Source organism: Nostocoides sp. HKS02, assembly GCF_009707485.1.
Classification (GTDB): Bacteria; Actinomycetota; Actinomycetes; order Actinomycetales; family Dermatophilaceae; genus Pedococcus.
The window spans coordinates 831,008-856,049 of record NZ_CP046121.1 but is presented as its reverse complement, the minus strand read 5'-3'; the positions used below and the strand labels follow the sequence as shown (position 1 = coordinate 856,049).

General features: G+C 69.3%; 21 protein-coding genes and 3 pseudogenes. 12 read left to right on the top strand and 12 right to left on the bottom strand.

From position 1 onward, the window contains the following. Positions 1–46 precede the first annotated feature (46 nt). The 5 genes from GKE56_RS04000 (at position 47) to GKE56_RS03980 (ending at position 4,999) form a co-directional block, all read left to right on the top strand. Positions 47–1,174, top strand: a complete 1,128-nt coding sequence (locus GKE56_RS04000; protein ID WP_230209286.1) for a branched-chain amino acid ABC transporter substrate-binding protein — start codon at positions 47–49, stop codon at positions 1,172–1,174. A 118-nt stretch (positions 1,175–1,292) separates the two neighbouring features. Continuing rightward, positions 1,293–2,279 carry a branched-chain amino acid ABC transporter permease gene (locus GKE56_RS03995; protein ID WP_154683442.1) on the top strand — a complete coding sequence of 329 codons (987 nt, stop codon included), beginning with the start codon at positions 1,293–1,295 and terminating at the stop codon, positions 2,277–2,279. Continuing rightward, entirely contained in the window at positions 2,276–3,406 is a 1,131-nt protein-coding gene (locus GKE56_RS03990; protein ID WP_154683441.1) for a branched-chain amino acid ABC transporter permease, read from the top strand. Before GKE56_RS03995 ends, GKE56_RS03990 begins: the two co-directional genes overlap by 4 nt. Continuing rightward, positions 3,399–4,274 (top strand): ABC transporter ATP-binding protein, encoded by an 876-nt coding sequence (locus GKE56_RS03985; RefSeq protein ID WP_370518452.1) that lies wholly within the window; start codon positions 3,399–3,401, stop codon positions 4,272–4,274. The genes GKE56_RS03990 and GKE56_RS03985 overlap by 8 nt, the downstream gene beginning before the upstream one ends. A 5-nt stretch (positions 4,275–4,279) precedes the next feature. After that, positions 4,280–4,999: an ABC transporter ATP-binding protein gene (locus GKE56_RS03980; protein ID WP_154685610.1), complete on the top strand. Its 720-nt coding sequence runs from the start codon at positions 4,280–4,282 to the stop codon at positions 4,997–4,999. Positions 5,000–5,089: 90 nt separating this feature from the next. Here the strand turns inward: GKE56_RS03980 and uvrA are convergent, their stop codons facing one another. Then, positions 5,090–8,233, bottom strand: a complete 3,144-nt coding sequence (gene uvrA / locus GKE56_RS03975) for an excinuclease ABC subunit UvrA (RefSeq protein WP_154683440.1) — start codon at positions 8,231–8,233, stop codon at positions 5,090–5,092. Between the two features lie 75 nt (positions 8,234–8,308). On the opposite strand from uvrA, the pseudogene GKE56_RS18120 reads away from it, so the two are divergent. The 3 pseudogenes from GKE56_RS18120 to GKE56_RS18115 form a co-directional block, all read left to right on the top strand. Beyond that, positions 8,309–8,626 (top strand): annotated as a pseudogene (locus GKE56_RS18120) (trehalase-like domain-containing protein); the annotation flags it as partial. Between the two features lie 15 nt (positions 8,627–8,641). Then, positions 8,642–10,122 (top strand): annotated as a pseudogene (locus GKE56_RS03970) (glycoside hydrolase family 15 protein). Between the two features lie 5 nt (positions 10,123–10,127). Then, positions 10,128–10,733 (top strand): annotated as a pseudogene (locus GKE56_RS18115) (maleylpyruvate isomerase family mycothiol-dependent enzyme); the annotation flags it as partial. Between the two features lie 114 nt (positions 10,734–10,847). Here GKE56_RS18115 and GKE56_RS03960 read toward each other — a convergent pair. From GKE56_RS03960 to GKE56_RS03950, 3 genes are all read right to left on the bottom strand, one after another. After that, positions 10,848–11,522 (bottom strand): response regulator transcription factor, encoded by a 675-nt coding sequence (locus GKE56_RS03960; RefSeq protein WP_195908231.1) that lies wholly within the window; start codon positions 11,520–11,522, stop codon positions 10,848–10,850. A gap of 142 nt (positions 11,523–11,664) precedes the next feature. After that, on the bottom strand, positions 11,665–12,318 hold the full coding sequence (locus tag GKE56_RS03955; RefSeq protein WP_154683438.1) for a response regulator transcription factor: 654 nt from the start codon (positions 12,316–12,318) through the stop codon (positions 11,665–11,667). Beyond that, a complete protein-coding gene (locus GKE56_RS03950) occupies positions 12,315–12,947 on the bottom strand; it encodes a sensor histidine kinase KdpD (protein ID WP_154683437.1) in 633 nt (210 codons plus the stop codon). Before GKE56_RS03950 ends, GKE56_RS03955 begins: the two co-directional genes overlap by 4 nt. 581 nt (positions 12,948–13,528) lie before the next feature. Between GKE56_RS03950 and GKE56_RS03945 the strand changes: the two genes are divergently transcribed. Next, complete coding sequence (locus GKE56_RS03945) at positions 13,529–14,110, top strand: DMT family transporter (RefSeq protein ID WP_370518451.1); 582 nt, start codon at positions 13,529–13,531, stop codon at positions 14,108–14,110. Here the strand turns inward: GKE56_RS03945 and GKE56_RS03940 are convergent. The 8 genes from GKE56_RS03940 to rpsA all read right to left on the bottom strand — a co-directional run bounded on the left by GKE56_RS03940 (position 14,099) and on the right by rpsA (position 21,980). Continuing rightward, positions 14,099–15,112, bottom strand: a complete 1,014-nt coding sequence (locus tag GKE56_RS03940) for a TerC family protein (protein WP_154685609.1) — start codon at positions 15,110–15,112, stop codon at positions 14,099–14,101. The two genes, GKE56_RS03945 and GKE56_RS03940, sit on opposite strands and share 12 nt — an antisense overlap. A gap of 277 nt (positions 15,113–15,389) precedes the next feature. After that, a complete protein-coding gene (locus GKE56_RS03935) occupies positions 15,390–15,734 on the bottom strand; it encodes an MmcQ/YjbR family DNA-binding protein (RefSeq protein WP_154683436.1) in 345 nt (114 codons plus the stop codon). Positions 15,735–15,753: 19 nt separating this feature from the next. Next, positions 15,754–17,862 carry an excinuclease ABC subunit UvrB gene (gene uvrB / locus GKE56_RS03930; protein ID WP_154683435.1) on the bottom strand — a complete coding sequence of 703 codons (2,109 nt, stop codon included), beginning with the start codon at positions 17,860–17,862 and terminating at the stop codon, positions 15,754–15,756. Positions 17,863–17,938: 76 nt separating this feature from the next. Beyond that, complete coding sequence (locus GKE56_RS03925) at positions 17,939–18,262, bottom strand: DUF202 domain-containing protein (RefSeq protein ID WP_154683434.1); 324 nt, start codon at positions 18,260–18,262, stop codon at positions 17,939–17,941. Continuing rightward, positions 18,259–18,540 carry a hypothetical protein gene (locus tag GKE56_RS03920; protein WP_370518485.1) on the bottom strand — a complete coding sequence of 94 codons (282 nt, stop codon included), beginning with the start codon at positions 18,538–18,540 and terminating at the stop codon, positions 18,259–18,261. The genes GKE56_RS03925 and GKE56_RS03920 overlap by 4 nt, the downstream gene beginning before the upstream one ends. A gap of 106 nt (positions 18,541–18,646) precedes the next feature. Continuing rightward, positions 18,647–19,840: a dephospho-CoA kinase gene (gene coaE / locus GKE56_RS03915; RefSeq protein WP_154683433.1), complete on the bottom strand. Its 1,194-nt coding sequence runs from the start codon at positions 19,838–19,840 to the stop codon at positions 18,647–18,649. A 47-nt stretch (positions 19,841–19,887) separates the two neighbouring features. Next, entirely contained in the window at positions 19,888–20,352 is a 465-nt protein-coding gene (locus GKE56_RS03910) for a PPOX class F420-dependent oxidoreductase (protein ID WP_154683432.1), read from the bottom strand. Between the two features lie 113 nt (positions 20,353–20,465). Then, complete coding sequence (gene rpsA, locus GKE56_RS03905) at positions 20,466–21,980, bottom strand: 30S ribosomal protein S1 (protein WP_154683431.1); 1,515 nt, start codon at positions 21,978–21,980, stop codon at positions 20,466–20,468. 172 nt (positions 21,981–22,152) lie between these two features. Here rpsA and GKE56_RS03900 point away from each other — a divergent pair, with 172 nt between their 5' ends. The 3 genes from GKE56_RS03900 (at position 22,153) to GKE56_RS03890 (ending at position 25,006) form a co-directional block, all read left to right on the top strand. Continuing rightward, entirely contained in the window at positions 22,153–22,974 is an 822-nt protein-coding gene (locus GKE56_RS03900; protein WP_154683430.1) for a class I SAM-dependent methyltransferase, read from the top strand. 100 nt (positions 22,975–23,074) lie between these two features. After that, the gene (locus GKE56_RS03895) at positions 23,075–24,577 is read left to right on the top strand and encodes an MFS transporter (RefSeq protein ID WP_154683429.1); all 1,503 of its coding nucleotides are present in this window, start codon (positions 23,075–23,077) and stop codon (positions 24,575–24,577) included. Between the two features lie 180 nt (positions 24,578–24,757). Beyond that, positions 24,758–25,006, top strand: a complete 249-nt coding sequence (locus GKE56_RS03890; RefSeq protein WP_154683428.1) for an SCO4226 family nickel-binding protein — start codon at positions 24,758–24,760, stop codon at positions 25,004–25,006. The last annotated feature ends 36 nt before the right edge of the window (positions 25,007–25,042 follow it).

The window sequence follows — 25,042 nt, the reverse complement described above, 5'->3', positions numbered from 1 at the left end:
TCATCGCGCGCACCACAGTGTGACTTCAGGAGGAGTCTTGCGTTCTGTGTTCAAGATCGGCGCCCCGGTCGTGGCCGCCGCGCTCGCGTTGAGTGCCTGCGGTGGCACCACCGGAGGCAGCACCGCCGGAGGTGGCACGGCGTGCGACCTCAAGATCGGCTTCTTCGGCGCCCTCACCGGTGACGCCGCGAACCTCGGCATCAACATCAAGAACGGCGCCGAGCTGGCCGTCAACCAGTACAACGAGAAGAACGCCAGCTGCAAGGTGACTCTGGTGTCCTTCGACAGCCAGGGTGACCCGTCCATCGCTCCCGGACTGGCCCAGAAGGCCGTCACCGACAAGAAGCTGGTCGGCATCGTCGGCCCCGCCTTCTCCGGTGAGTCCAAGGCCGCCGACCCGATCTTCGAGAAGGCCGGCCTCAACACCATCTCCGCCTCCGCGACCAACCCGGCGCTGTCCGAGAACGGCTGGAAGACCTTCCACCGCATCCTCGGCAACGACGCCACCCAGGGTCCGGCCGCCGCGAAGTACATCAAGGACATCCTCAAGGCTCAGAAGGTGTTCGTCTCCGACGACACCTCCGAGTACGGCAAGGGTCTGGCCGACATCGTCAAGAAGGACCTCGGCTCGCTCGTGGTCGGCACCGACGAGACGGCAGCGGACGGCAAGCAGGACGACTTCTCGCCGACCGTCACCAAGGCCAAGGCCTCGGGTGCCACCGTGTTCTTCTACGGCGGGTACTACTCCAACGCCAGCAAGCTGGTGAAGCAGCTGAAGGACGGCGGCTTCGGCGGCACCTTCGTCGGTGCTGACGGTGTCAAGGACGACGGCTTCATCAAGGGTGCCGGCGCGGCAGCCGAGGGTTCCATCCTCACCTGCCCGTGCCTGCCGCCCGACAAGGCGCCTGACTTCGCCACGGCATACAAGAAGGCGTACAACTCGGACCCGGCCACGTACTCGGCCGAGGCCTTCGACGCCGCGAACGTCTTCCTGGCCGCCATCAAGGCTGGCAAGACGAGCTCCGCCGACATGACCGCCTTCATCGGGTCGTACGACGCGCAGGGCGTCACGAAGCACGTGAAGTTCGACTCCAAGGGCGAGCCTGCAGAGGTCTCGGTCTGGGCGTACAAGGTCACCGGCGGGAAGATCGTTCCCGACCAGGAAATCAAGTAACGTCACGATTTGCGGCCAGGGCTCTCTCCTTTGAGAGTCCTGGCCGCTACCGTGTTCCCGTCCAGACGCGGATCGCGCCGGCGCCAGTCGCCGCCGTCCCCCCAGCCTCGGAGGTCTGATGGATCTGCTGCTTCACCATTTCTGGGAACTCACGATCGGCGGGCTGGCCTTCGGCGCGGTCTACGCCTTGATCGCCCTCGGCTACACGCTGGTCTATGGCGTCCTGCGCCTCATCAACTTCGCCCACTCCGAGGTCTTCATGTACGGCAGCTTCGCCGCCGTCTGGGTGCTCTTGGCGCTCGGGGCCAGCAAGGCCAGCGGCCTGGGCGTCGTCGGCTTCCTGGTCATCGGGTTCGCGGTGGCCATGGCGACCTCCGCGCTCGTCGCGCTCGTCCTGGAGTTCGTCGCCTACCGCCCCCTGCGCAAGCGGAACTCCCCACCCCTCATCGCGCTCATCTCGGCGATTGGTGCCTCGTTCGTGCTGTCCGAGGCCATGGGTCTGCGCGACAAGCCGTTCGTGTGGCTGGGCCTGGACACCAAGCTCGTCAACTACGTCGGTCGCCCTCGTGAGGCCTCGCCTCTTCCCCTGAACATCGACACCGTGCGCCTGTTCAGGATCGGCGACTACCAGGTCTCCAACATCGACCTGATCGTGCTCGGCTCGGCGTTCGTCATGATGATCGTGCTCGACCAGTTCGTGAAGCGGTCGCGCCTCGGACGCGGCATCCGCGCCGTGGCCCAGGACCCCGAGGCCGCCGCCCTCATGGGGGTCAACCGTGACCGGGTCATCCGTCTGACGTTCGTCATCGGCGGCGCCATGGCCGGTGCGGCGGCGATGATGTACCTGCTGAAGATCGGGGTGACCCGCTACAACGCCGGCTTCATCCTCGGCGTCAAGGCGTTCACCGCGGCCGTGCTGGGCGGCATCGGCAACCTCCGCGGAGCACTCCTGGGTGGCTTCGTGCTCGGGGTGGCCGAGAGCTACGGCTCTGCGTTCTTCGGCTCGAACTGGAAGGACGTCGTGGCGTTCACCCTCCTCGTCGTCATCCTCCTGTTCCGACCCACCGGCCTGCTCGGCGAGTCCCTCGGAAAGGCACGCGCATGAACGCCGTCTCGACCTTCTTCCACGGCATCGGCGACCGGTACCGGGCTCTCCCCCGGTGGGCCAAGCTCGTGCTCATGGCCGCGCTCGTGGTCCTCGTCTACCTGCTGCCCATCATCAACCCGCCCCTGATCACGACCACGGACTCCGACTTCGGGGCGGTGCTGTTCCTCTGCGCGCTGTACGCCCTGGTCGCGATCGGGCTCAACATCGTCATCGGGTATGCCGGGCTGCTCGACCTGGGGTACATCGGCTTCTTCGCGATCGGTGCCTTCACCGTCGGCGTCTTGGGCTCGGCCCACGGGAAGCTGCCGCTGCTGCTGCTCATCCCCATCGCGATGGCCATGACCCTCGTCTCCGGCATCATCCTCGGAGCGCCCACCCTGCGGGTCCGTGGTGACTACCTCGCCATCGTGACGCTCGGCTTCGGTGAGATCGTCCGGCTCATCCTGGTCAACGCCGACTCACTGACGGGTGGATCCCGGGGCATCTCGAACATCCCCACTCCCCCCGGTTTCAGCCTCTTCAGCATCCCCCACGTCACGTGGCAGGGGCTCACGGCCTACGTCGACACGTCTACGACCACCACGTTCCTCCAGTTCGGGGTCACGGACTCGATCCCGTACTACTGGCTCGCGCTGACGCTCGTCTTCATCGTGCTGTTCCTCGACTGGCGGATGCAGAACTCGCGCGTGGGCCGGGCCTGGGAGGCGACCCGCGAGGACGAGGACGCCGCCGAGCTCATGGGTGTCCCGACCTTCCGATTCAAGCTTCTGGCCTTCGCCACAGGTGCTGCCATCGGTGGGCTCTCCGGTGCCCTGTTCGCGACCAAGCAGCAGTTCATCAACCCGGACAACTTCACCATCCTCTACTCCGTGCTGTTCGTCGCGATGGTCGTCGTCGGCGGCCAAGGCAACCGCTGGGGTGTCGTCGTCGCCGCAGCCCTGCTGACCTGGGCGCCCGAGAAGTTCAGGTTCCTCGCCGACGCCCGGTTCCTGCTGTTCGGTCTTGCGCTGATGGCCTTGGCCATCTTCCGCCCGCAGGGCTTGATGCCGCCCAGACGATCGCTGCGCGCCAAGCGGGCTGACGAGGAGACCGAAGTGCTCGAGGAAGGAGTGACACATGCCTGACACCAGCCCCGACGTCACGCCCGAGGCTTCCGCCCTGCGTCCTGAAGCCGACGCGTCGGTGCCTGACACGTCCGTGGACATCTCCGTCGAGGAGGTCGCCGACCTGCCCCGGGGCAAGATGCTCGAGGTCGACGACGTGACCCTGCGCTTCGGTGGTGTCACGGCCCTCGACGGTGTCTCGTTCCACATCAACACCGGCGAGATCCTCGGTCTCATCGGACCCAACGGCGCAGGCAAGACCACCTGCTTCAACGTCATGACCGGCGTCTACCAGCCGACCTCGGGCGGGGTGCGCTTCATGGGCGAGCCGCTCGGCAAGCGGCACAAGTTCCAGATCACCAAGCTCGGTATCGCCCGCACCTTCCAGAACATCCGGCTGTTCCACAACATGACGGCTCTGGAGAACGTCCTCGTCGGGGCCGATGCCCACCACTCCACCGGGATGGGTTCGGCGCTGCTGCGACTGCCCAAGCACAAGGCCGAAGAGGCCGAGGGCATGAACCGGGCTTGGGAGCTGCTCAAGTTCATGGGGCTGGAGAAGCGCGCCGACGAGCTCGCGCGCAACCTTCCCTACGGCGACCAGCGCCGACTGGAGATCGCGCGCGCGCTGGCGACGAACCCCAAGCTGCTCTGCCTCGACGAGCCCGCCGCCGGCTTCAACCCGGCGGAGAAGGCCCGGCTCATGGAGCTGATCCAGAGCATCCGCGACCAGGGCTACACCGTGCTGCTCATCGAGCACGACATGAAGCTCGTCATGGGCGTGACCGACCGGATCGTCGTGCTCGAGTTCGGCAAGAAGATCGCCGAGGGCCTGCCCGCCGAGATCCAGGGACAACCCTGCGGTCATCGCCGCATATCTGGGAGTTGATGAAGATGCTTCTTGAGGTCGAGGACCTCTGCGTCAACTACGGACGCATCGAGGCGATTCGCAACGTCTCGTTCACCGTGAACGAGGGCGAGATCGTCACGCTGATCGGCGCCAACGGCGCGGGCAAGACGACCACCATGAAGACGGTGTCAGGCCTGCGTCCGGTACGCCAGGGCACGGTCCGGTTCCAGGGCCAGGACATCACGTCGATGCCGGCCCACGAGCGACCCGTCCTCGGCATCGCCCAGTCCCCCGAGGGCCGCGGGTGCTTCGTGGGCATGACCGTCCTCGAGAACCTCGACATGGGGGCGTACGCGCGCAAGGACCGCAAGACCCCCAAGGTCAACCAGGACCGCGACCGCGTGTTCGGGCTCTTTCCGCGCCTGGCCGAGCGTCGCAGCCAGGTGGCCGGCACGATGTCAGGTGGCGAGCAGCAGATGCTCGCCATCGGTCGGGCACTGATGGCCGCGCCGACGCTGCTGCTGCTCGACGAGCCGTCCATGGGGCTCGCGCCGAAGCTGATCCAGCAGATCTTCGACATCATCACCGAGATCAACACCCAAGGCACCACCGTGCTTCTGGTCGAGCAGAATGCCGCTCAGGCGCTCAAGCGCGCCAACCGCGCGTACATCCTCGAGACCGGCGAGATCGTCCGCGAGGGCACCGGCGAGGAGCTCGCCAACGACCCCGCAGTCAAGGCGTCCTACCTCGGCGGCGACGTCTAGGGCGCGACCACGTGGATGCCGCTCGCCGGCATCCGGAGCTCAGCTGGACGACGAACCACCCGTGACGCGCGCGTCACGGGTGGTTCGTCGTCACCGGCGCGGCGTCGTGGCCGCCTTGGTCGCAGCCTTCTTGGCCGTCTTGGTCGCAGCCTTCGTGGTCGCAGCCTTCGTGGTCGCAGCCTTCTTGGTGACCGCCTTCTTGACCGTCGTGCCCGTCGGGACCTTGGCCGTCGCTGTCGTGCGAGGGGTGGCCTTCTGCGTGGCGGTCTTCTTGGTCGGCGCCGCGGCGGCGGTCTTCTTGGTGGCCCGGTTCCCCGTGGGGCGCTGTGCCGTGCGGGCGCTGCGCGCGAGGATCGGGGCCAGGAACCGGCCGGTGTGGCTGTCCTCGACCGCAGCGACCTCCTCGGGCGTGCCCTCGGCCACCAGGCGCCCACCTCCGTTGCCCCCCTCGGGCCCCATGTCGACGACCCAGTCGGCGTTCTTGATGACGTCGAGGTTGTGCTCGATGACGATGACCGTGTTGCCCTTGTCGACCAGCCCCTGCAGGACGACCAGGAGCTTGCGGATGTCCTCGAAGTGCAACCCGGTGGTCGGCTCGTCGAGCACGTAGACCGTGCGGCCGGTCGAGCGTTTCTGCAGCTCGGAGGCCAGCTTGACGCGCTGCGCCTCACCACCTGAGAGCGTCGGCGCCGGCTGGCCGAGCCGCACGTACCCGAGCCCGACATCGCTCAGCGTCGTCATGTGACGCGCGATCGCGGGCACTGCGGCGAAGAACTCGGCGGCCTCCTCGATCGGCATGTCGAGGACGTCAGCGATCGTCTTGCCCTTGAAGTGCACCTCGAGCGTCTCGCGGTTGTAGCGCGCGCCGTGACAGACCTCGCACGGGACGTAGACGTCGGGGAGGAAGTTCATCTCGATCTTGATCGTGCCGTCACCGGAACAGGCGTCGCAGCGGCCGCCCTTGACGTTGAACGAGAAGCGCCCCGGCTGGTAGCCACGGATCTTGGCCTCCGTCGTCGTGGCGAACAGCTTGCGGATCGCGTCGAACACGCCGGTGTAGGTGGCCGGGTTCGAGCGCGGGGTCCGGCCGATCGGGCTCTGGTCGACGTGCACCACCTTGTCGAGGTGCTCGAGGCCCTTGACGGTCTTGTGGCGACCCGGGACGTGGCGCGCGCCGTTGAGCTTGTTGGCCAGCACGTTGTAGAGGATGTCGTTGACCAAGGTCGACTTGCCGGAGCCGGACACCCCGGTCACGGCGACGAGGTTGCCCAGCGGGAACGAGACGTCGACCCCGTGGAGGTTGTGCTCGCGAGCACCGACGACGGTGACCTGGCGACCCCGCTCCTGGGGGCGGCGGGTCAGTGGCGTGGGGATCTCCAGGCGCCCGGAGAGGTACTTCCCCGTCACGGAGTCGGGGTGCTCGAGCAGGCCCTGCACGGAGCCCGAGTGCACGACCTGGCCACCGTGCTCGCCCGCGCCGGGGCCGATGTCGACCACCCAGTCGGCCGTGGCGATGGTGTCCTCGTCGTGCTCGACCACGATCAGGGTGTTGCCGAGGTCTCGCAGCCTGGTGAGCGTCTCGATCAGCCGGTGGTTGTCGCGCTGGTGCAGCCCGATGCTCGGCTCGTCGAGGACGTAGAGGACACCGACCAGGCCGGACCCGATCTGGGTGGCCAGACGGATGCGCTGGGCCTCGCCGCCGGACAGCGTGCCGGCCGGCCGGTCGAGGGAGAGGTAGTCGAGGCCGACGTCGAGGAGGAACCCGAGGCGCGCGTCGATCTCCTTGATGACCCGCTCGGCGATCTGGCGCTCGCGGGTGGTGAAGTCGACCTCCTTGAGGAACTTGGCGCAGTCGGCGATCGCGAGCGCGCAGATCGCCGAGATGCTGTGGCCACCGACGAGCACGGCGAGCGACTCGGGCTTGAGGCGCGCGCCACCACACTCGGGGCAGGGCACCTCGCGCATGAAGCCTTCGTACCGCTCGCGGCTCCACTCGGAGTCGGTCTCGGAGTGGCGCCGCTTGACGAAGGGCACGACGCCCTCGAAGCCGGTCGTGTAGGAGCGCTCCCGGCCGTATCGGTTGCGGTAGCGCACGTGGACCTTGTAGTTCTGGCCGTGCAGCAGGGCCTCTTTGGCGCGCTCCGGGAGCGCGTGCCACGGCGTGTCCATGCCGAACTTGAGGTCCTCCCCCAAGGCCGTCATGACCCGCTGGAAGTACTCGGCCGAACCACTGGTCGAGGCCCACGGCGCGATGGCGCCCTGGCTCAGGGTGAGGTCCTCGTCGGGCACGAGCAGCTCGGGGTCGACCTCGAGCTCGGTGCCGAGGCCGGTGCACTTGGGGCACGCGCCGAACGGGCTGTTGAACGAGAACGAGCGCGGCTCGACCTCGTCCATCGCCAGGGGGTGGTCGTTGGGGCAGGCCATCTTCTCCGAGAACCGCCGCTCGCGCTCGGGGTCCTTGGCGTCCTTGTCGACGAACTCGACGACGAGCACACCGCCGGCCAGACCGAGTGCGGTCTCGACCGAGTCGGTGAGGCGACGCTTGGCCCCCGAGTCGCCACCCTTGGCGACGAGCCGGTCGACGACGACGTCGATGGTGTGCTTGACCTGCTTCTCGAGCTTGGGCGGCTCGGTGAGCGAGACGACCTCGCCGTCGACCCGCGCCCTGGCGAAGCCCTTGCTCTGGAGCTCGGCGAAGAGGTCGACGTACTCCCCCTTGCGCGCGCGGACCACCGGCGCGAGCACCTGGAAGCGGGTGCGCTCGGGCAGCTCGAGCAGCCGGTCGACGATCTGCTGCGGGCTCTGGCGGGTGATCGGCTCACCGCAGACCGGGCAGTGCGGGCGGCCGGCGCGCGCGAAGAGCAGCCGGAGGTAGTCGTAGACCTCGGTGATGGTGCCCACGGTCGAGCGCGGGTTGCGGTTGGTCGACTTCTGGTCGATCGACACCGCCGGGGACAACCCCTCGATGAAGTCGACGTCGGGTTTGTCCATCTGGCCGAGGAACTGCCGGGCGTACGCCGAGAGGGACTCGACGTAGCGTCGCTGCCCCTCGGCGAAGATGGTGTCGAACGCCAGGGACGACTTGCCCGACCCGGAGAGCCCGGTGAAGACGATCATCGAGTCGCGGGGCAGCTCGACCGACACATCCTTGAGGTTGTGCTCACGGGCACCCCGGACGATGAGCTGGTCGTGCTGGTGGCGGCGGACGGGCAAGGCGGAAGTCACGCGCTCCATCGTAGGTGGGCGCACCGACACCGGCGTCCGCACGGGTGACGCGCGGCTCTCGGGGCCGCGGCATACGCTCGCGCCATGACGATCCCCATCGAGGAGTATGCGTTCATCGGCGATACCGAGACCGCCGCCTTGGTGAGCCGGGCGGGCTCGATCGACTGGCTGTGCCTGCCGCGGTTCGACTCCCCCGCGTGCTTCGCCGGGCTGCTGGGCACCCCGGACCACGGCCGATGGCTGCTGGGGCCCGCAGGACCGGCGAGGAGCACGCGACGGTACGTGGAGAACTCTCTGGTCCTCGAGACGACCCACGAGACCGACACCGGCGTCGTCAAGGTGCTCGACCTCATGCCGATCGGCGACGGCCGGGCCGACATCGTCCGCAGCGTCGAGGGGGTGAGCGGCACGGTGCTGATGCGCCACGAGTGGGTGGTCCGGTTCGACTACGGCAAGGTGCGCCCGTGGGTCTCGCACAGCGTCGGCCACCGGCTCGACAGTGACGTCATCACCGCGGTCGCCGGGCCGGACATGCTCATCCTGCGCGGCACCCGCCTCCCCCGGGCCCAAGGTGGCCGCCACGTGGACGAGTTCGAGGTGCGGGCCGGCGACACGCAGACGTTCTCGACGACGTGGTTTCCCTCATACGACCCGGTGCCGCCGCCCCTGGACATCGACAGCCGGATCGCCGAGACGATCCGGCTGTCCGACGACTGGGCCTCGCGCTGCGCCTACCAGGGTCCGCATCGCGAGCTGGTGCTGCGCTCCCTGCTCACCCTGCGCGGACTCACGCACTCGCGGTTCGGCGGCATCGTGGCCGCTCCGACCACCAGCCTGCCGGAGGACTTCGGCGGCGAGCGCAACTGGGACTACCGGTACTGCTGGCTGCGGGACGCCTCCCTGACGCTCGAGGCCCTGCTGGCCTCGGGCTTCGTCGACGAGGCCCGGCTCTGGCGCAACTGGCTGCTGCGGGCCGTCGCCGGCGACCCCGAGGACCTCCAGATCATGTACACGATCAACGGGTCGAGGCGACTGCCCGAACGCACCCTCGACCACCTGCCCGGGTATGCCGGCTCCGCCCCGGTGCGCGTGGGCAACGGCGCCGTGGACCAACGGCAGTCCGACGTCCTCGGCGAGGTGATGATCGCCCTGGACGAGGCGCGTCGACGTGGCCTCGAGATGTCCCGAGAGGCCTGGTCGATGCAGCGCACGCTGGTCCAGGACCTCGCGAAGCGGTGGCAGGAGCCCGACAACGGCCTGTGGGAGATCCGCGGCCCGTTGCGACACTTCACCCACTCGCGGGTGATGGTGTGGGCGGCCTTCGACCGGGCCGTGCGGGGGTCGAGGACTGGGGGCTCCCGGGGCCGGTCGAGCAGTGGCGTGAGCTGCGTGACCAGGTGCGCGCCGAGATCCTCAGCAAGGGCTTCGATGCCGAGCGGTCGACGTTCACCCAGCACTACGACACCAAGGAGGTCGACGCCTCGCTCCTGCTCATCCCCCTCGTCGGCTTCCTGCCCCCGGACGACCCGCGGGTGCTCGGGACCCTCGCGGCCGTCGAGCAGGACCTCATGCGCGGGGGCTTCCTGCTGCGCTACCGGACCCAGAGCGGGGTCGACGGCCTCTCCGGCGACGAGCACCCCTTCCTCGCCTGCTCGTGGTGGCTCGTCAGCGCGTATGCCGTGTGCGGCCAGGTCGCCAAGGCCCGTGAGCTCATGGACCGGCTCGTCGGCCTGTTCAACGACGTCGGCCTCATCTCCGAGGAGTACGACCCCGAACACCAGCGCATGGTGGGGAACTTCCCCCAGGCGTTCTCGCACCTCACCTTCATCGGGGCCGCCCACGCGCTCGCCGAGGCAGAGGCCAAGGGCTCCGCGCAGGCGGGTGGGCAGCTACCGTGATCGGCATGGACGACGACCTCGCCGGCGACCCGGCCCGCGACCTTGCCCGCGATCTGGCCCGGGTTACGGACCACACCCAGCGGCTGCTGCTGACCTGCGCCGCCCTCGAGGACACCACCTCGCCCTCGCTCTGCGAGGGGTGGAGCCGGGGTCACGTGCTCACCCACCTCGCCCGCAACGCCGAGGCCATCGGCCGGCTCGCCGACTGGGCCGTCAGCGGCGAGCCGCAGCCGATGTACCCCGGAGGCACCCGGGTCCGCGACGCCGACATCGAGGCCGGCGCCTCGCGCGCTCCGGCCGCGCTCCTCGATGACCTCACGTCCACGGCGCAGGCCCTCGCGCCCAAGCTCGATGCCCTGCGTGGCCCGCTGGCGGTCGACGAGGTCGAGCTGCGGGGCGGACTGCAGGTCGGCCCGGCGGCACTGCCGTTCCTGCGGCTGCGCGAGGTGGTGTTCCACCACGTCGACCTCGACGCCGGCTTCAGCTTCGCCGACCTGGACGACGACCTGCTCCGGCGCTACGTCGACGACACCGTGGAGCGCCTGCGCCGTGACCCGGCGGCCCCCGGTCTCGAGCTCCGCGCCGACCAGGGCGACAGCTGGGTCGTCGGCGAGCCGGCCGTCCGGGTCACGGGGAGCCTCGCCGGCATCCTGCTGTGGCTGGCCCGGCGCATCCCCCGCGGGGGTCAGCGCCGACGGGTCCCTGCCGGAGCTTCCCCGCGGGGCCTAGCCGGCCGGCACCCCCACGCCGTTGACGCCGGCGCGCCGCGCGATCGACACCGCGGCCAGGGCGCTGTGCACCTGGAGCTTGTGCAGGATGCTCTGCACGTGCGTCCGGACGGTGTTGGGCGACACGTGGAGCAGGTCGCCGATCTCCGTGCGGCTCATCCCCTCGACGAGACACCCCAGGACCTCCAGCTCGCGACCGGTGAGCTCGCTCATCCCGACGGACCCCGCCAGCAGCTCCGGACGGTCCCGCGACATCGACATGAGGGCATTGGCCAACAGCTGGGCAGGGATCCTCGTCTCCCCTCGGCTCACCCCGCGGATCGCGTCGACCAGCGTCTCCGCCGAGGCCGTCTTCGGCACCCAGCCCCGTACGCCGAGCTGGACGGCATCGACGACCTGTCCGTCCGGCTCGATGCCCGTCGCGACGACAATGCCCGCGTAGGGGCGCAGGGCCAGCACCTCGCGAGCCACCGTCAGCCCGTCCTCGCCGGCCAGGGCCAGGTCCAGCACCACGATGTCGAGGTCGACCGCGGCGACGAGCGCCAGGCACCTCGAGGCCGTCGTCGCGACGCCGACCACCTCCAGGTCTGGGTAGTCCCCCAGGCACACCGTCAGCGCGTCAGCGAAGACCTCGTGATCGTCAACGATCAGGACCCGCACCGTTGCTGCCATGGGTTCAGGTTGGGGCCCGACGGGATTCGACGGACCCGGCCCACGTGGGAGCGCGTGCTCCACCATTCGGGTGAGTCTGGCCCTGGACGTTCGGGCCACACACGACGCCGCCGACCCACGCAGCCAGCGCAGCGGTCTCCCGCTACTGGCGAAGGTGCACGGGCCAGGACTCGGTCGAACCGTGCGCCGACATCAGCGCCGCGGCCTGGAGCCGCGAGTGCACCCCCAGCTTGGTCAGGAGGTTCTGGACGTGGGTGCGGGCGGTGCTGCGTTGCACGCCGAGCGAGTCCGCCATCTCTTCGGTGGTCTGGCCGTCCATGATGCACCGCATGACCTGCCACTCGCGGTCGGTGAGGAACTGCAGTGCCCAGAGCGGGTCGTCGGCTGCCTTGTGGGGACGCAGCGCGCGCTGCAGGAGCGAGGGCTCCACCGCGAGCTGGCCGCGCACCGCACGGTCGAGCATCTCGACGATCTCGGTGATCGGCTTCTCCTTGCCGACGTATCCCGAAGCCCCCTCGGCGATGGCCCTTCCGACGATCGCGTGGTCGGACTCGGCCGAGAGCATGACGACCTTGGTCTCGGGGGATGCCGCCCGTACCCGCTGGATGGCGTTGACCGAGGTTCCGTCGGGAAAGTTCACGTCGAGGAGGCACACATCCGGGTGGTGTTCAGCCACCGCCGTGATCGCGTCCTCCGGGTTGCCGGCGAGGGCGACGACGTCGTGGCCGGTGGCCCCGAGCGCGAGTCCCAGCGCTTCCAGCAACAGGAGGTGGTCGTCACACACCACGATTCTCATGACGCCACCGACCGCAGCACTGCCTCGGCGAGACAGATGTCTGCGACCGCACCACCGTCGCTGCCGGCACGCAGGTGGAAGGACCCCTGGCAGGCGGCGACCATGGCCCGGGTGGTCGTCAGGCCGAGCGACGTGCGCCCGGCGACGTGACCGAGGCCGGGCCCGTTGTCCGAGACGGTCAGGTGCACCCCGTCACCGTCGGTGTGGACGCCGACCGCCACCTGGCCGGCTGCCCCTGCAGCGCGGACCGCGTTGTCGAGCACGCACGCCAGCGCACGGCTCAGGGCGACCGGTCGGGCCCACACCTCCGGTGTGTCGTGGAGGCTCACCACGATCGGACACTCGGCGGTGGCCCGAGCACGAGCCACCGCAGCATCCACCAGACTGGTGACGTCTGTCCGCTCCACGTCGTCCCCGGCGGCGCCACTGAGCACCTCGTCGACGAGATCAGCCAACCAGCGCGCCTGCCCGGAGATCCCCTCCATCTTTCGGGCGATGTCGCCGGCCTCGGTCCCCGCGAGCAGCAGGATGGCGGCCAGCGGCTGCCTGAGGTCGTGCAGCAGCGCGCGAATCGTGTCGATTTCTTGCCCAGCGACAGGTCGCTGGTACTCCTCGAGTACTCCAGCCATGTCAGTCCCTCACACCCCGCGGCCGGCTGCCAACACCCCCTGTGAGACACCCGGTGGTTCCGCGACCCGTCAAACGTAGGACGCCAAAAAGCGGGGCAGCAATAGTCAATAGGGACTAGGCGAGGTCGCTGATCAGGCACTTTGCCTGCTGAAGCCACCGGGTACGTCGGGTGGCCTGCGCGGGTTCCCGCGCAGATCGTGCGCAGATCGTGCGCAGATCGTGCGCAGATCGTGGGCAGCCGGAGCAGGACGGCGCAGGACGGCGCAGGGACCTCACTAGAGTCGGGCCATGCGGCAGCACCGGGCCCCGGCGCAGCCCCTGCTCATGGTCCTCGCCGCAGTCGCCTCGGTCCAGTTCGGGGGTGCCCTCGCCGCGACCCTGGTACCCGAGATCGGGGCCGCCGGATCGGTCACGCTGCGGCTGCTGTTCGCCACGGCCATCCTCTGGATGGTGGCCCGCCCCACCGTTCGCGGGCACTCCCGCCGCGCCCTGCTGACGGTCCTGGCGTTCGGGCTCACCCTCGGGCTGATGAACCTGGCGTTCTACGCCTCCCTGGCCCGGCTCCCCCATCGGCGTCGCCGTGACTGTGGAGTTCCTCGGACCGCTCACGCTCGCCACTGCACTGTCGCGTCGGGCGCGCGACCTCGCCGCCGTCGGCGCCGCGGCCGTAGGCGTGGTCCTCATCTCCCGAGCGTTCCAGACGCCCGTCGCCGACCTGGAGTGGACGGGGCTGGGACTGGCCGCGCTCGCGGGCGCCTGCTGGGCGGCATACATCGTGGCGAGCGGTCGAGCCGGACGGGAGTTCGCCCGCCTCGACGGGCTGGCGCTGGCCATGACGGTGGCGCTCATCGTCGTGCTGCCCTTCGGGGTCGCGAGCGTGCCGTCGTGGTCGGGTGAGGCGGTGGCCAAGGGGCTCGGCATCGCGGTGTTGTCCTCGGTGTTGCCGTACTCGCTCGAGCTTTCCGCGCTTCGTCACCTCAGCGCGCGCGTGTTCGGCGTGCTCCTGAGCCTCGAGCCCGCGGCAGCGGCGCTGGCCGGACTCCTCGTCCTCGGTCAGCGCCTCAGCGCCACCCAGACCGCGGGCATGGCCCTGGTGGTGCTGGCGAGCACGCTGGTGATGGGAGCCAGCCAGGGCAAGGACCCGGCGGCCTCAGGGGGCTGAGACCTCGGCCTGGTCCCCGCGGGCATCGCGGCGCGACTTCCAGAGGCTGGCGAGCGTCGTGACGCCCAGGATCGCGACGATGGCCGCGAGCGACACGGAGATCGGGATGTCGGGGGCGGCGCTCACCGGCTCGCCGTTGTTGACGAACGGCAGCTGGTTCTCGTGCAGGGCGTGGAGCACGAGCTTGACGCCGATGAACGCGAGCAGCACGGCCAGCCCCAGGCTGAGGTAGACCAGCCGCCTCAGCAACCCACCGATGAGGAAGTAGAGCTGCCGCAGGCCCATCAGCGCGAACAGGTTGGCCGTGAGCACCAGGTAGGGCTCCTTGGTGAGCCCGTAGATCGCCGGGATGGAGTCGAGGGCGAACAGCAGGTCGGTGGTGCCCAGCGCCATGATCACGATGAACATCGGCGTCGCGAGCCTGCGTCCGCCGACTCGCGTGAACAGCTTGGCCCGGTCGTACTGGTCGGTCGCCGGGAAGCGGTGCTCGACCCAGACCATGAAGCGGTTCTCGTCGTACTCGTCGTCGTCGGACTGACCCTCGCGGCCGAGCTTGACCGCCGTGTAGATGAGGAAGGCACCGAAGAGGTAGAAGACCCAGGAGAACTGGTTGATGGCGGCCGCGCCGACCGCGATGAAGATGCCGCGCAGCACGATGGCGATGATGATGCCGATCATGAGGGCCGACTGCTGGAGCTTCTCGGGCACCCCGAACCTGGCCATGATCAGCAGGAAGAGGAACAGGTTGTCGACCGACAGCGAGTACTCCGTGAGCCACCCGGCGTAGTACTGGGTCATGAACGTGGCGCCGTGCGCGTCGTGCGTGAACGACCACACCCCCAGTCCGAAGAGCAGGGCGGCGCCGACGTAGAAGACCAGCGCCAGGCTGACCTCCTTGGTCGACGGCACGTGCGGGCGGCGTGCGATCACCACGACGTCGAACAGGAGCAGGGCCGCCATGACGCCGACTGTGGCGAACCACAGCCAGGTCGGCACGGCCATCCGCTCGCTGGTGACAGCGCTGGTGGTTGTGGCGGTGGCGGTGGCGGTGGCCAACAGCGGAATCATGAGTTCAGAACCTTCCGGTCACACCAAGGTGGCCGGAGGTCTCTCCCGCCCCGTGCTGGTGCGGACCGGTTCCCTGGGTCGTATGCCGCGACGCTGGCTCCAGCGCGCGACGGTCGGCCGTGATGACGAGGACACCGCGTTGGGGATACTCCCCTCCGAATGGTCCTCAGCAGTCTCTCAGATGCGCCGGGCACCCCCAAATCGGTGGCGCTCAGCCCACGGCCGGGCGCCGCGACTTGGGCAGCTTGGCCACCACCGTCTCGTAGGACGCGTCGATGGCCTCGTGGAGCTCGTCGTCGGGGATGGCGCCGTCCAACCGCAGGGTGTTCCAGCCCGACCGGCCGATGTAGGCCATGACCGACGCGTCGTCGGGGTACTGCAGAACCCACTCGTCGGCCTCGGTGCGGGTGGCGCCGCATTTGAGGCCCACCGTCTCTGCGCCCAGGAAGGCAAAGATCTTGTCACCGACCTTGGCCACGTGATCGCCGTCCCACGGCTGGTCGGCCCAGGCGCCGGGCTTGGCCAGACAGTACGCGCGCAGCTCGTCGGGTGTCATGGGGTGGCGCGGCGTCCGGTCACTGGGTCGCCTGCGACATCTGGCGGAGCTCCTTCTTGAGGTCACCGATCTCGTCGCGCAACCGCGCAGCCAGCTCGAAGTGGAGGTCGGTGGCCGCCTGGTGCATCTGCGCCGACAGCTCCTGGATGAGGTTGGCGAGGTCGTTGGCCGGCATGCTGCGGAGCCGGTCGGTGGCGACGGCGGCATCGGCCTGGACCGTGCCCCGGCCGCCGCGACCCCCGCCCTTGCCGCGGGACTGGCTGCGACCGGAACCCATCAGGGCCTCGGTGTCGGCGTCCTCACGCTGCAGCAGGTCGGTGATGTCGGCGATCTTCTTGCGCAGCGGCTGCGGATCGACCCCCGCCGCGAGGTTGTAGGCGATCTGCTTCTCGCGGCGGCGTTGGGTCTCGTCGATGGCCTCACGCATCGAGGGCGTGACCGAGTCGGCATACATGTGCACCTGGCCGGAGACGTTGCGCGCAGCGCGACCGATCGTCTGGATCAGGGACCGGGCAGAGCGCAGGAAGCCCTCTTTGTCGGCGTCGAGGATGCTCACCAGCGACACCTCGGGCAGGTCGAGGCCCTCGCGGAGCAGGTTGATGCCCACGAGGACGTCGTACTCGCCCAGGCGCAGCTCACGCAGCAGCTCGACGCGGCGCAGGGTGTCGACCTCGCTGTGCAGGTACCGAACGCGGACACCCTTGTCGAGCAGGTAGTCGGTGAGGTCCTCGGCCATCTTCTTGGTGAGGGTGGTGACGAGGATGCGCTCGTTCTTCTTCGTGCGCTCGCCGATCTCGTGCAGGAGGTCGTCGATCTGGCCCTTGGTGGGCTTCAGGATGACCTCGGGGTCGATCAGCCCGGTGGGTCGGATGATCTGCTCCACGATGCCGGTGCTCTGGGCGAGCTCGTAGGGACCCGGCGTGGCCGAGAGGTAGACGGTCTGGTCGATGCGGTCGAGGAACTCCTCCCACCTCAGCGGGCGGTTGTCCATGGCCGAGGGCAGCCGGAACCCGTGGTCGACGAGCTGGCGCTTGCGGGACATGTCGCCCTCGTACATCGCGCCGATCTGCGGCACCGTGACGTGGGACTCGTCGATGACGAGCAGGAAGTCCTCGGGGAAGTAGTCGAGCAGGGTGTTGGGCGCCGAGCCGCGGGCGCGGCCGTCGATGTGCATCGAGTAGTTCTCGATGCCCGAACACGACCCGACCTGGCGCATCATCTCGACGTCGTAGGTGGTGCGCATCCGCAGCCGCTGGGCCTCGAGGAGCTTGCCCTGCTTCTCGAAGGTCGCGAGCTGGTCGGCCAGCTCGAGCTCGATGCCCCGGATCGCGCGCTCCATGCGCTCGGGGCCGGCGACGTAGTGGGTCGCCGGGAAGACGTACATCTCCTCCTCCTCGCGCATGATCTCGCCGCTGAGGGGGTGGAGGGTGTAGATGCGCTCGATCTCGTCACCGAAGAACTCGATGCGGACCGCGAGCTCCTCGTAGACCGGGATGATCTCCACGGTGTCGCCCCGGACCCGGAAGGTGCCGCGGGTGAAGGCGAGGTCGTTGCGGGTGTACTGCATCTGCACGAACCGGCGCAGCAGCTCGTCCCGGTCAACCTCCATGCCGACGCGCAGTCGAGCCATCCGGTCGACGTACTCCTGCGGCGTGCCGAGACCATAGATGCAGGACACCGACGCCACCACGATCACGTCGCGACGGGTGAGCAGGGAGTTGGTGGCGCTGTGGCGCAACCGCTCCACCTCGTCGTTGATGGACGAGTCCTTCTCGATGTAGGTGTCTGTCTGGGGGATGTAGGCCTCGGGCTGGTAGTAGTCGTAGTACGAGACGAAGTACTCGACCGCGTTGTGCGGCAGCAGCTCGCGGAACTCGTTGGCGAGCTGGGCGGCCAAGGTCTTGTTGGGCGCCATCACGAGCGTCGGCCGCTGCACCTGCTCGATCAGCCACGCTGTGGTCGCGGACTTGCCGGTGCCCGTGGCACCGAGCAGCACGGTGTTCTTCTCCCCCGCCCTGATGCGGGTCGTCAGGTCGGCGATGGCCCCCGGCTGGTCGCCGGCTGGCGTGAACTCGGAGACGACCTCGAACGGGGCCACCGTGCGCTGCAGGTCGGTCGTGGGACGCATGGCACCACCGTATGCCTCGGCACCGACAACACCACCACGCGGCATACGGCACCCGCCCGGCACACCACCACGGGTGTCAGCGGAGGAAGACCACCAACCCCACGCCCGCGCCCCCGAGCCCGGCGAGCACCGTCACCGCCGCGACGCGCGCCATGGGTGGGTACGGCGAGTACCTGCGCTCGTCGTCGTCGAGCTGCGCGACCCGCCGCAGGACCGACCCGACCACGGCGGTCGATGCGAGAGCGGCCAGGGCGCCGACGGCCGCGAGGACGGGCTGGCCGATCCGCAGGCTGAGCAGCACCATCGGGAACAGGATGACCAGGGCCGTGATCGCCGTGCGTTGCCAGGCGAGCGAGGTGCGCTCCGGCTGCAGGGCCGAACGCCCCCGGATCGGGCTCACCGGCGCGCGACCTCCACGAACGCGAGCACGAGGGTGAGCATGGCGAGCAGGACGACCCCCGCGGCGAGCAACGGCAGCGCCCTGGGGGCCGGGAGTGGCTGACGCAGCCGCAGGGCGCGCTCGACGCCTGCCCAGGCCGTCACCGCGCGCAACGCCAGTGCGCCTCCACCGACGCAGGCGCCGGCACCCACCAGGGCGGCCCAGCGCGGCAGCGTGGCCAGCCCGGACAGGGACACGATGGCGACACCGCCACCGACCAGGGCCAGAGCCGTGCGCATCCAGGCGAGAGCGGTGCGCTCGTTGGCCAGGGAGAACCGTGGGTCCGGCTCCTCCCCCACGCCGTAGACGCTGCGGGGGCCGCGTGCGTCGGTTGCCCGGTGGTCGTCAGCCACCCTGCGGCTCCCAACCGGTCTCGCGCGCCCACGCCTCGGCGCGCTCGTGGACGGCGTCGAACCACGGCTCCTTGGCCTCGGCGTACTCCGTGGCGGTGACTCCGGACGCCGCGATCCGTGCCTTCTCCGCCGCGTACTCGAGACGGGCCTGCGGGTCGGCGCGCATCCAGTCGCGGAACATCAGCGCCCAGCGCCACCCCGCGCTGCCCGCCTCGCGGATGTGGATGTGCGCCACCCGCGCCGGGTCGGCGTTGCCGTGCATGCGCTTGGGCCACGTTCCGTCGGACCCCCGGTCGAAGTCCGCGTAGACACCCGCGGCCCGCGGAAAGCCCGCGGCATCCAGTCGGGCTCGCACATCCTCGCCATCCGCGTCGTCGAGGCTCCGGACTCCGAGCTGGAGGTCGAGGACATCCTTGGCGACCAGGCCTGGCACCGCAGTGCTCCCGATGTGGTCGGCACTCACCAGCTCCTCGCCCCACGCCGCGCGGAGTCGGGCCAGCATCCGCTGCGCCTGCTGCGGCCAGGTCGGGTCGGTCGGGTGCAGGGCCAGCCCCTCGGGTCGGTGGGACCGTATGCCGTGCCGCACGTTGTGCTCGAAGGGCACGAGCCGCTCGTGCCACAGCTCGTCGAGGGCGGCCAGCAGGTCGTCGCGGGGGCCGTCGTTGTCCAGCCAGACATCGGCAGCCTCACGGCGTTGTTCGTCGCTGGCCTGGGCCGCGATGCGACTGCGCACGTCGGCCTCGGTCATGCCACGGGAGTGCATGAGCCGCTTGACGCGGGTCTCCTCGTCAGCGCCGACGATGATGACCAGGTGGTAGGCGGAGCCCATCGCCTTCTCCACCAACAACGGGACGTCGTGGACGACGATCGCATCGGGCGCCACGGCGGCGATGAGCTCGCGCGTGCGCCGTGCGATCAGCGGATGGGTGATCGCCTCGAGGTCGCGCCGCGCCTGCGGGTCGGCAAAGACGAGCTCACCCAGCGCCGACCGGTTGAGCGCGCCGGTGTCATCGAGGACGTCGTCGCCGAACCGGACCGCGATGGCGGCCAGCCCCTCGCTTCCGGGGCCCACGGCCTCCCGTGCGAGCTGGTCGGCATCGATGACCGTGGCGCCCAACTCGGAAAGCCGTTGTGCGACAGTGGATTTGCCCGACCCGATGCCTCCGGAGAGGCCCACGCGCAACATGTGCCCCACCCTACCGGCGGCGGGCGTCCCGCGGGATCTCAGTTGGCTCAGTCAGCCAGCCGGGCAGGGAACCCGCCGGTGGCGACCGGCCCCCACCGCGTCGGGGTGATCCGCAGGATCGACTTGTCCTGGTCGACCATGGCCTGTCGGTACTCCGCCCAGTCGGAGTGCTCGCCGGCGATGTTCCGGAAGTACTCGACCAGCGGCTCGACGGAGTCGGGGGCGTCGAGCACCTCGCACTCGCCGTCGACCTGGACCCACGCGCCACCGAAGTCGTCCGACAGCACGACGACGCTCACCTCGGGGCGCCGGCGGGCGTTGGTGGTCTTGGCCCGCTCGCGATAGCTGGAGATGACGATCCGGCCACTGTCGTCCACCCCACCGGTCACCGGCGACGCCTGAGGGCGCCCGTCGCCGCGGGTCGTGATGAGCAGCATCTGGTGTCGGGGCCGGACGAAGTCGAGCAGGCCGTCCAGGTCGACCGGGGTGTTCGTCGCGATGGTGCGTGCCATGAGGGGCACGCTACGCCCGCCCGGGACGGCCGAGAGGCCCGGCCCCGTTCGGGGGACCGGGCCTCTCGAAGCCGTGGTCACGGCATACCGCGGGGTATGCCGTGACGTCGGGCTCAGTTGCCGGTGAGCTTCTCGCGCAGCGCGGCGAGCGCCTCGTCAGAGGCGAGGGTGCCCTCGGAAGCCGGGGTGGCGGGGCGGCTGGACTCGCTGCCACTGCCACTGCCGGAGTCCGCGCTCGAGCTGCTGCTCGAGTCGGAGGAGTAGGACGTCGAGACGCCCGCGTTGGCGGCAGCCTCGGCGTCGGCCTTGGTGGCCTCCTCGACCTGGGTCTTGTGGGCCTCCCAGCGAGCGTGGGCCTCGGCGTACTGCTTCTCCCACTTCTCACGCTGGGTCTCGTAGCCCTCGAGCCATTCGTTGGTCTCGGGGTCGAAGCCCTCGGGGTACTTGTAGTTGCCGGCCTCGTCGTACTCCGCGGCCATGCCGTAGAGCGTCGGGTCGAACTCGGCAACGGGCGCGCTGTCGTCGTTGGCCTGCTTGAGGCTCAGCGAGATCCGGCGACGCTCGAGGTCGATGTCGATGACCTTGACGAAGATGTCGGAACCGACGGTAACGACCTGCTCCGGCAGCTCCACGTGGCGCTCGGCCAGCTCGGAGATGTGGACCAGGCCCTCGATGCCGTCGTCGACGCGGACGAACGCACCGAACGGCACGAGCTTGGTGACCTTACCGGGGACGACCTGGCCGATCGCGTGGGTGCGAGCGAAGTGCTGCCACGGGTCTTCCTGGGTCGCCTTGAGCGACAGGGACACGCGCTCGCGGTCCATGTCGACGTCGAGGACCTCGACGGTGACCTCCTGGCCGACCTCGACGACCTCGGACGGGTGGTCGATGTGCTTCCAGGACAGCTCGGACACGTGGACGAGACCGTCGACGCCGCCGAGGTCCACGAACGCACCGAAGTTGACGATGGAGGACACGACGCCGGAGCGGACCTGCCCCTTCTGGAGCTCCTTGAGGAACGTGGTGCGCACCTCGGACTGGGTCTGCTCGAGCCACGCGCGGCGCGACAGGACCACGTTGTTGCGGTTCTTGTCGAGCTCGATGATCTTGGCCTCGATCTCCTTGCCGACGTACGGCTGGAGGTCGCGGACGCGACGCATCTCCACGAGGGAGGCGGGCAGGAAGCCGCGCAGGCCGATGTCGAGGATGAGTCCACCCTTGACGACCTCGATGACGGTGCCGGTGACGACGCCGTCCTCTTCCTTGATCTTCTCGATCGTGCCCCAGGCGCGCTCGTACTGCGCACGCTTCTTGGACAGGATCAGGCGGCCTTCCTTGTCCTCCTTCTGGAGGACCAGGGCCTCGACCTCGTCGCCGACGCTGACGACCTCAGAGGGGTCGACATCGTGCTTGATGGACAGCTCGCGCGAGGGGATGACACCCTCGGTCTTGTAGCCGATGTCGAGCAGGACCTCGTCCCGGTCGACCTTGACGATGACACCTTCGACGATGTCGCCGTCATTGAAGTCTTTGATCGTCGCGTCGATAGCGGCGAGCAGCTCTTCCTCGGTGCCGATGTCGTTGATGGCAACCTGAGGGGCGGTCTTTTCGACCGTGCTGGCAGTCATGTAGTAGGAACTCCGATGGTGGACATGAATGGTTGGGTGGTGCGCACGCGGAGCGCGCAGGGCAGTGCACGCACACGGATGTGCTCGTCCACCCTACCGAGCGTGTCCGCGCACGGTCAAAACACGAGAGGTATGCCGGTACGTGGAGGGTGAGTGGGCGGGTGAGGGGGCGATGAGTGCATCGGGGCAGGTCAGCCGTCGCACGGCGGGGCCCGAGGAGACGGCGGCGGCCAACCGCTCGTGGTGGGATGCCGAGGCCGGGGCCTACTACGCCGAGCACGGATCCTTCCTCGGCGACTCCGAGTTCGTCTGGGGACCCGAGGGGTGGAGGGAGGCCGAGCTGGGCCTGCTCGGCGAGGTCTTCGGGAAGCGGGTCCTCGAGATCGGCGCGGGCGCGGGCCAGTGCGCCCGCTGGGTCGCCGGCCGCGGCGGGCAGGTGGTGGCTACCGACCTGTCCGCGGGCATGGTGCGCCAGGGGGTCACCCTCAACCGCACCGTCACTCCCCCGGCCAAGGCGGTCCCGTTCGCCCAGTGCGACGCCGTCGCCCTGCCCTTCGGTGACGCGACGTTCGACCTGACGTTCACGGCATACGGCGCGGTGCCGTTCGTCGCGGACAGCGCGGCCCTGATGCGCGAGGTCGCGCGCGTGCTGCGGCCGGGCGGACGGTTCGTGTTCTCGACGACGCACCCCTTCCGATGGGCCTTCGCCGACGACCCCGGCCCTGAGGGGCTCACCGTGCGCCAGTCCTACTTCGACCGCACCCCGTACGTCGAGGCGGACGCCGACGGTGAGGCGACCTATGTCGAGCACCACCGCACGATGGGCGACCGGGTCCGCGAGGTGGTGGCAGCCGGGCTCGTGCTGGTCGACCTCGTCGAGCTCGAGTGGCCGGAGCGCAACCGCGAGGCCTGGGGCGGTTGGTCGCCGCTGCGTGGCGAGCTGTTCCCAGGGACGGCGATCTTCGTCTGCGAACGGCCCCGTGCAGGCCTCTGACCTGCTTCAACGCGCGAGATGTCCGGTTTCGCCCTAGCCTGAAATCCCAGCGTCGGCGCCCCCCTGAGCCGCGCGGACAGCTCACCGAGGAGGCCTAGCCGTGGCGTCAAACGTCGAAACCGGCCGCATCACCACAGACATCCCTGCCCGGCTCGACCGGCTGCCTTGGGCACGCTGGCACTGGATGGTCGTCATCGGGCTCGGCACGGTCTGGATCCTCGACGGGCTCGAGGTCACCATCGTGGGCTCGATGTCCGACGCGCTCAAGCCTGCGAGCACGGGCTTGGGCATGAGCAGCTTCGACATCGGGCTCGCGGGAGCCGTCTACGTCGCTGGCGCCTGCCTCGGCGCGCTGGGCTTCGGGCAGCTGACCGACAAGTTCGGGCGCAAGAAGCTCTTCCTCATCACATTGGGCGTCTACACCGTGGCCACGGTGCTCACGGCGTTCGCGCCCAACCCGCTGTGGTACTTCGTGGCGCGCTTCCTCACCGGGATGGGGATCGGCGGAGAGTATGCCGCGATCAACTCGGCGATCGACGAGCTCATCCCCAAGAAGTTCCGCGGACGGGTGGACATCGCGATCAACGGCTCGTTCTGGATCGGCGCGGCTGCCGGCTCCCTCCTCACCATCCCGCTGCTCGACCCCACCCTGATCGACCCGTCGATCGGCTGGCGGCTTGCCTTCGGCCTCGGCGCGATCCTGGCCGTCGGCATCCTCGTGGTGCGCCGCCACGTCCCCGAGAGCCCGCGCTGGCTGTTCATCCACGGCCGTGAGGACGAGGGCGACAGCATCGTGCGCGACATCGAGAAGACGGTGCAGTCCGAGGTCGGCGCTGACCTGCCCGACGTCACCGACGAGCCGATCACGATCCGGCAGCGGCGCACCATCTCCATCCCCGAGATCGCCCGCACCGTGTTCACCCTCTACCCCAAGCGGACCGTCCTGTGCTTCTCGCTCTTCGTCGGCCAGGCGTTCCTCTACAACGCGTTCTTCTTCACCTACGGCGACACCCTGACGACGTTCTTCGGCGTGAAGCAGACCGGCTGGTACATCGCGGTCTTCGCCGTGAGCAACTTCCTCGGCGCCCTGCTGCTGAGCCGACTCTTCGACACGGTCGGCCGGGTCAAGATGATCACCGGCACCTATGTGCTGTCCGGAGTGCTCCTGGGCATCGCGGGTCTGATGCTCGGCACCCTCAACGCGACGACGCTGACCCTGTTCGGGGTCGTGATCTTCTTCTTCGCCTCGGCCGGTGCGAGCGCGGCATACCTCACGGCCAGCGAAGTCTTCCCGCTCGAGACCCGCGCCCTGTGCATCGCCTTCTTCTACGCCATCGGCACCGCCGCCGGCGGCATCAGCGGCCCCTTGCTCTTCGGGGCCCTGATCGACGGCGCGTCGAAGTCCAAGGACATCACCGGGATCGCGGGCGGGTACTACCTCGGTGCGGCCCTCATGGTCGCGGGCGGCCTGGTCGAGGCGTTCCTCGGGGTCCGCGCCGAGGGCCAGTCCCTGGAGAGCATCGCGCAACCGCTCACGGCGGACGGCGACGAGGGATCGGGTGGTCCCACCGGTCGGGCCCAGCCGGCGGCCTCGCCTGCCTGAGCAGTAGCGCGCCGCCGTGGGCCGCCGCCGTGGGCCGCCGCCGTGGGGCCGCCGTCCCGGGGTGCCGCCGCAGGGGCGTCCGAACTACGGCAAACGCGGGACCCTGCCACGCCGCGGTCGGCGCACCATGGTGCGGGAGGCGGCGCGCGCCTCCTCTTTCACCAGCCCAGGAGGCGGCAGATGCCGAGGTTCATGGATGTCCACGACGGCTTCTTCGGAGTGACGGCGGAGCAGCTCGCCGAAGCCCACCAGCGCGACCTCGACACCGAGGCCGAGGACGGCGTGCACTTCGAACACGCGTGGCTCGACCCCGAGGCGGGCAAGGTGTTCTGCCTCGCCACGGGACCCGACAAGGAGTCCGTGATGCGGGTGCACGAGCGGTCCGGTCACCCGACGTCCCAGGTGTACGAGGTGCCGGTCGAGGTCTGACGAGACGGGACAGTGGGACGGCCTCGATGCCGAGAC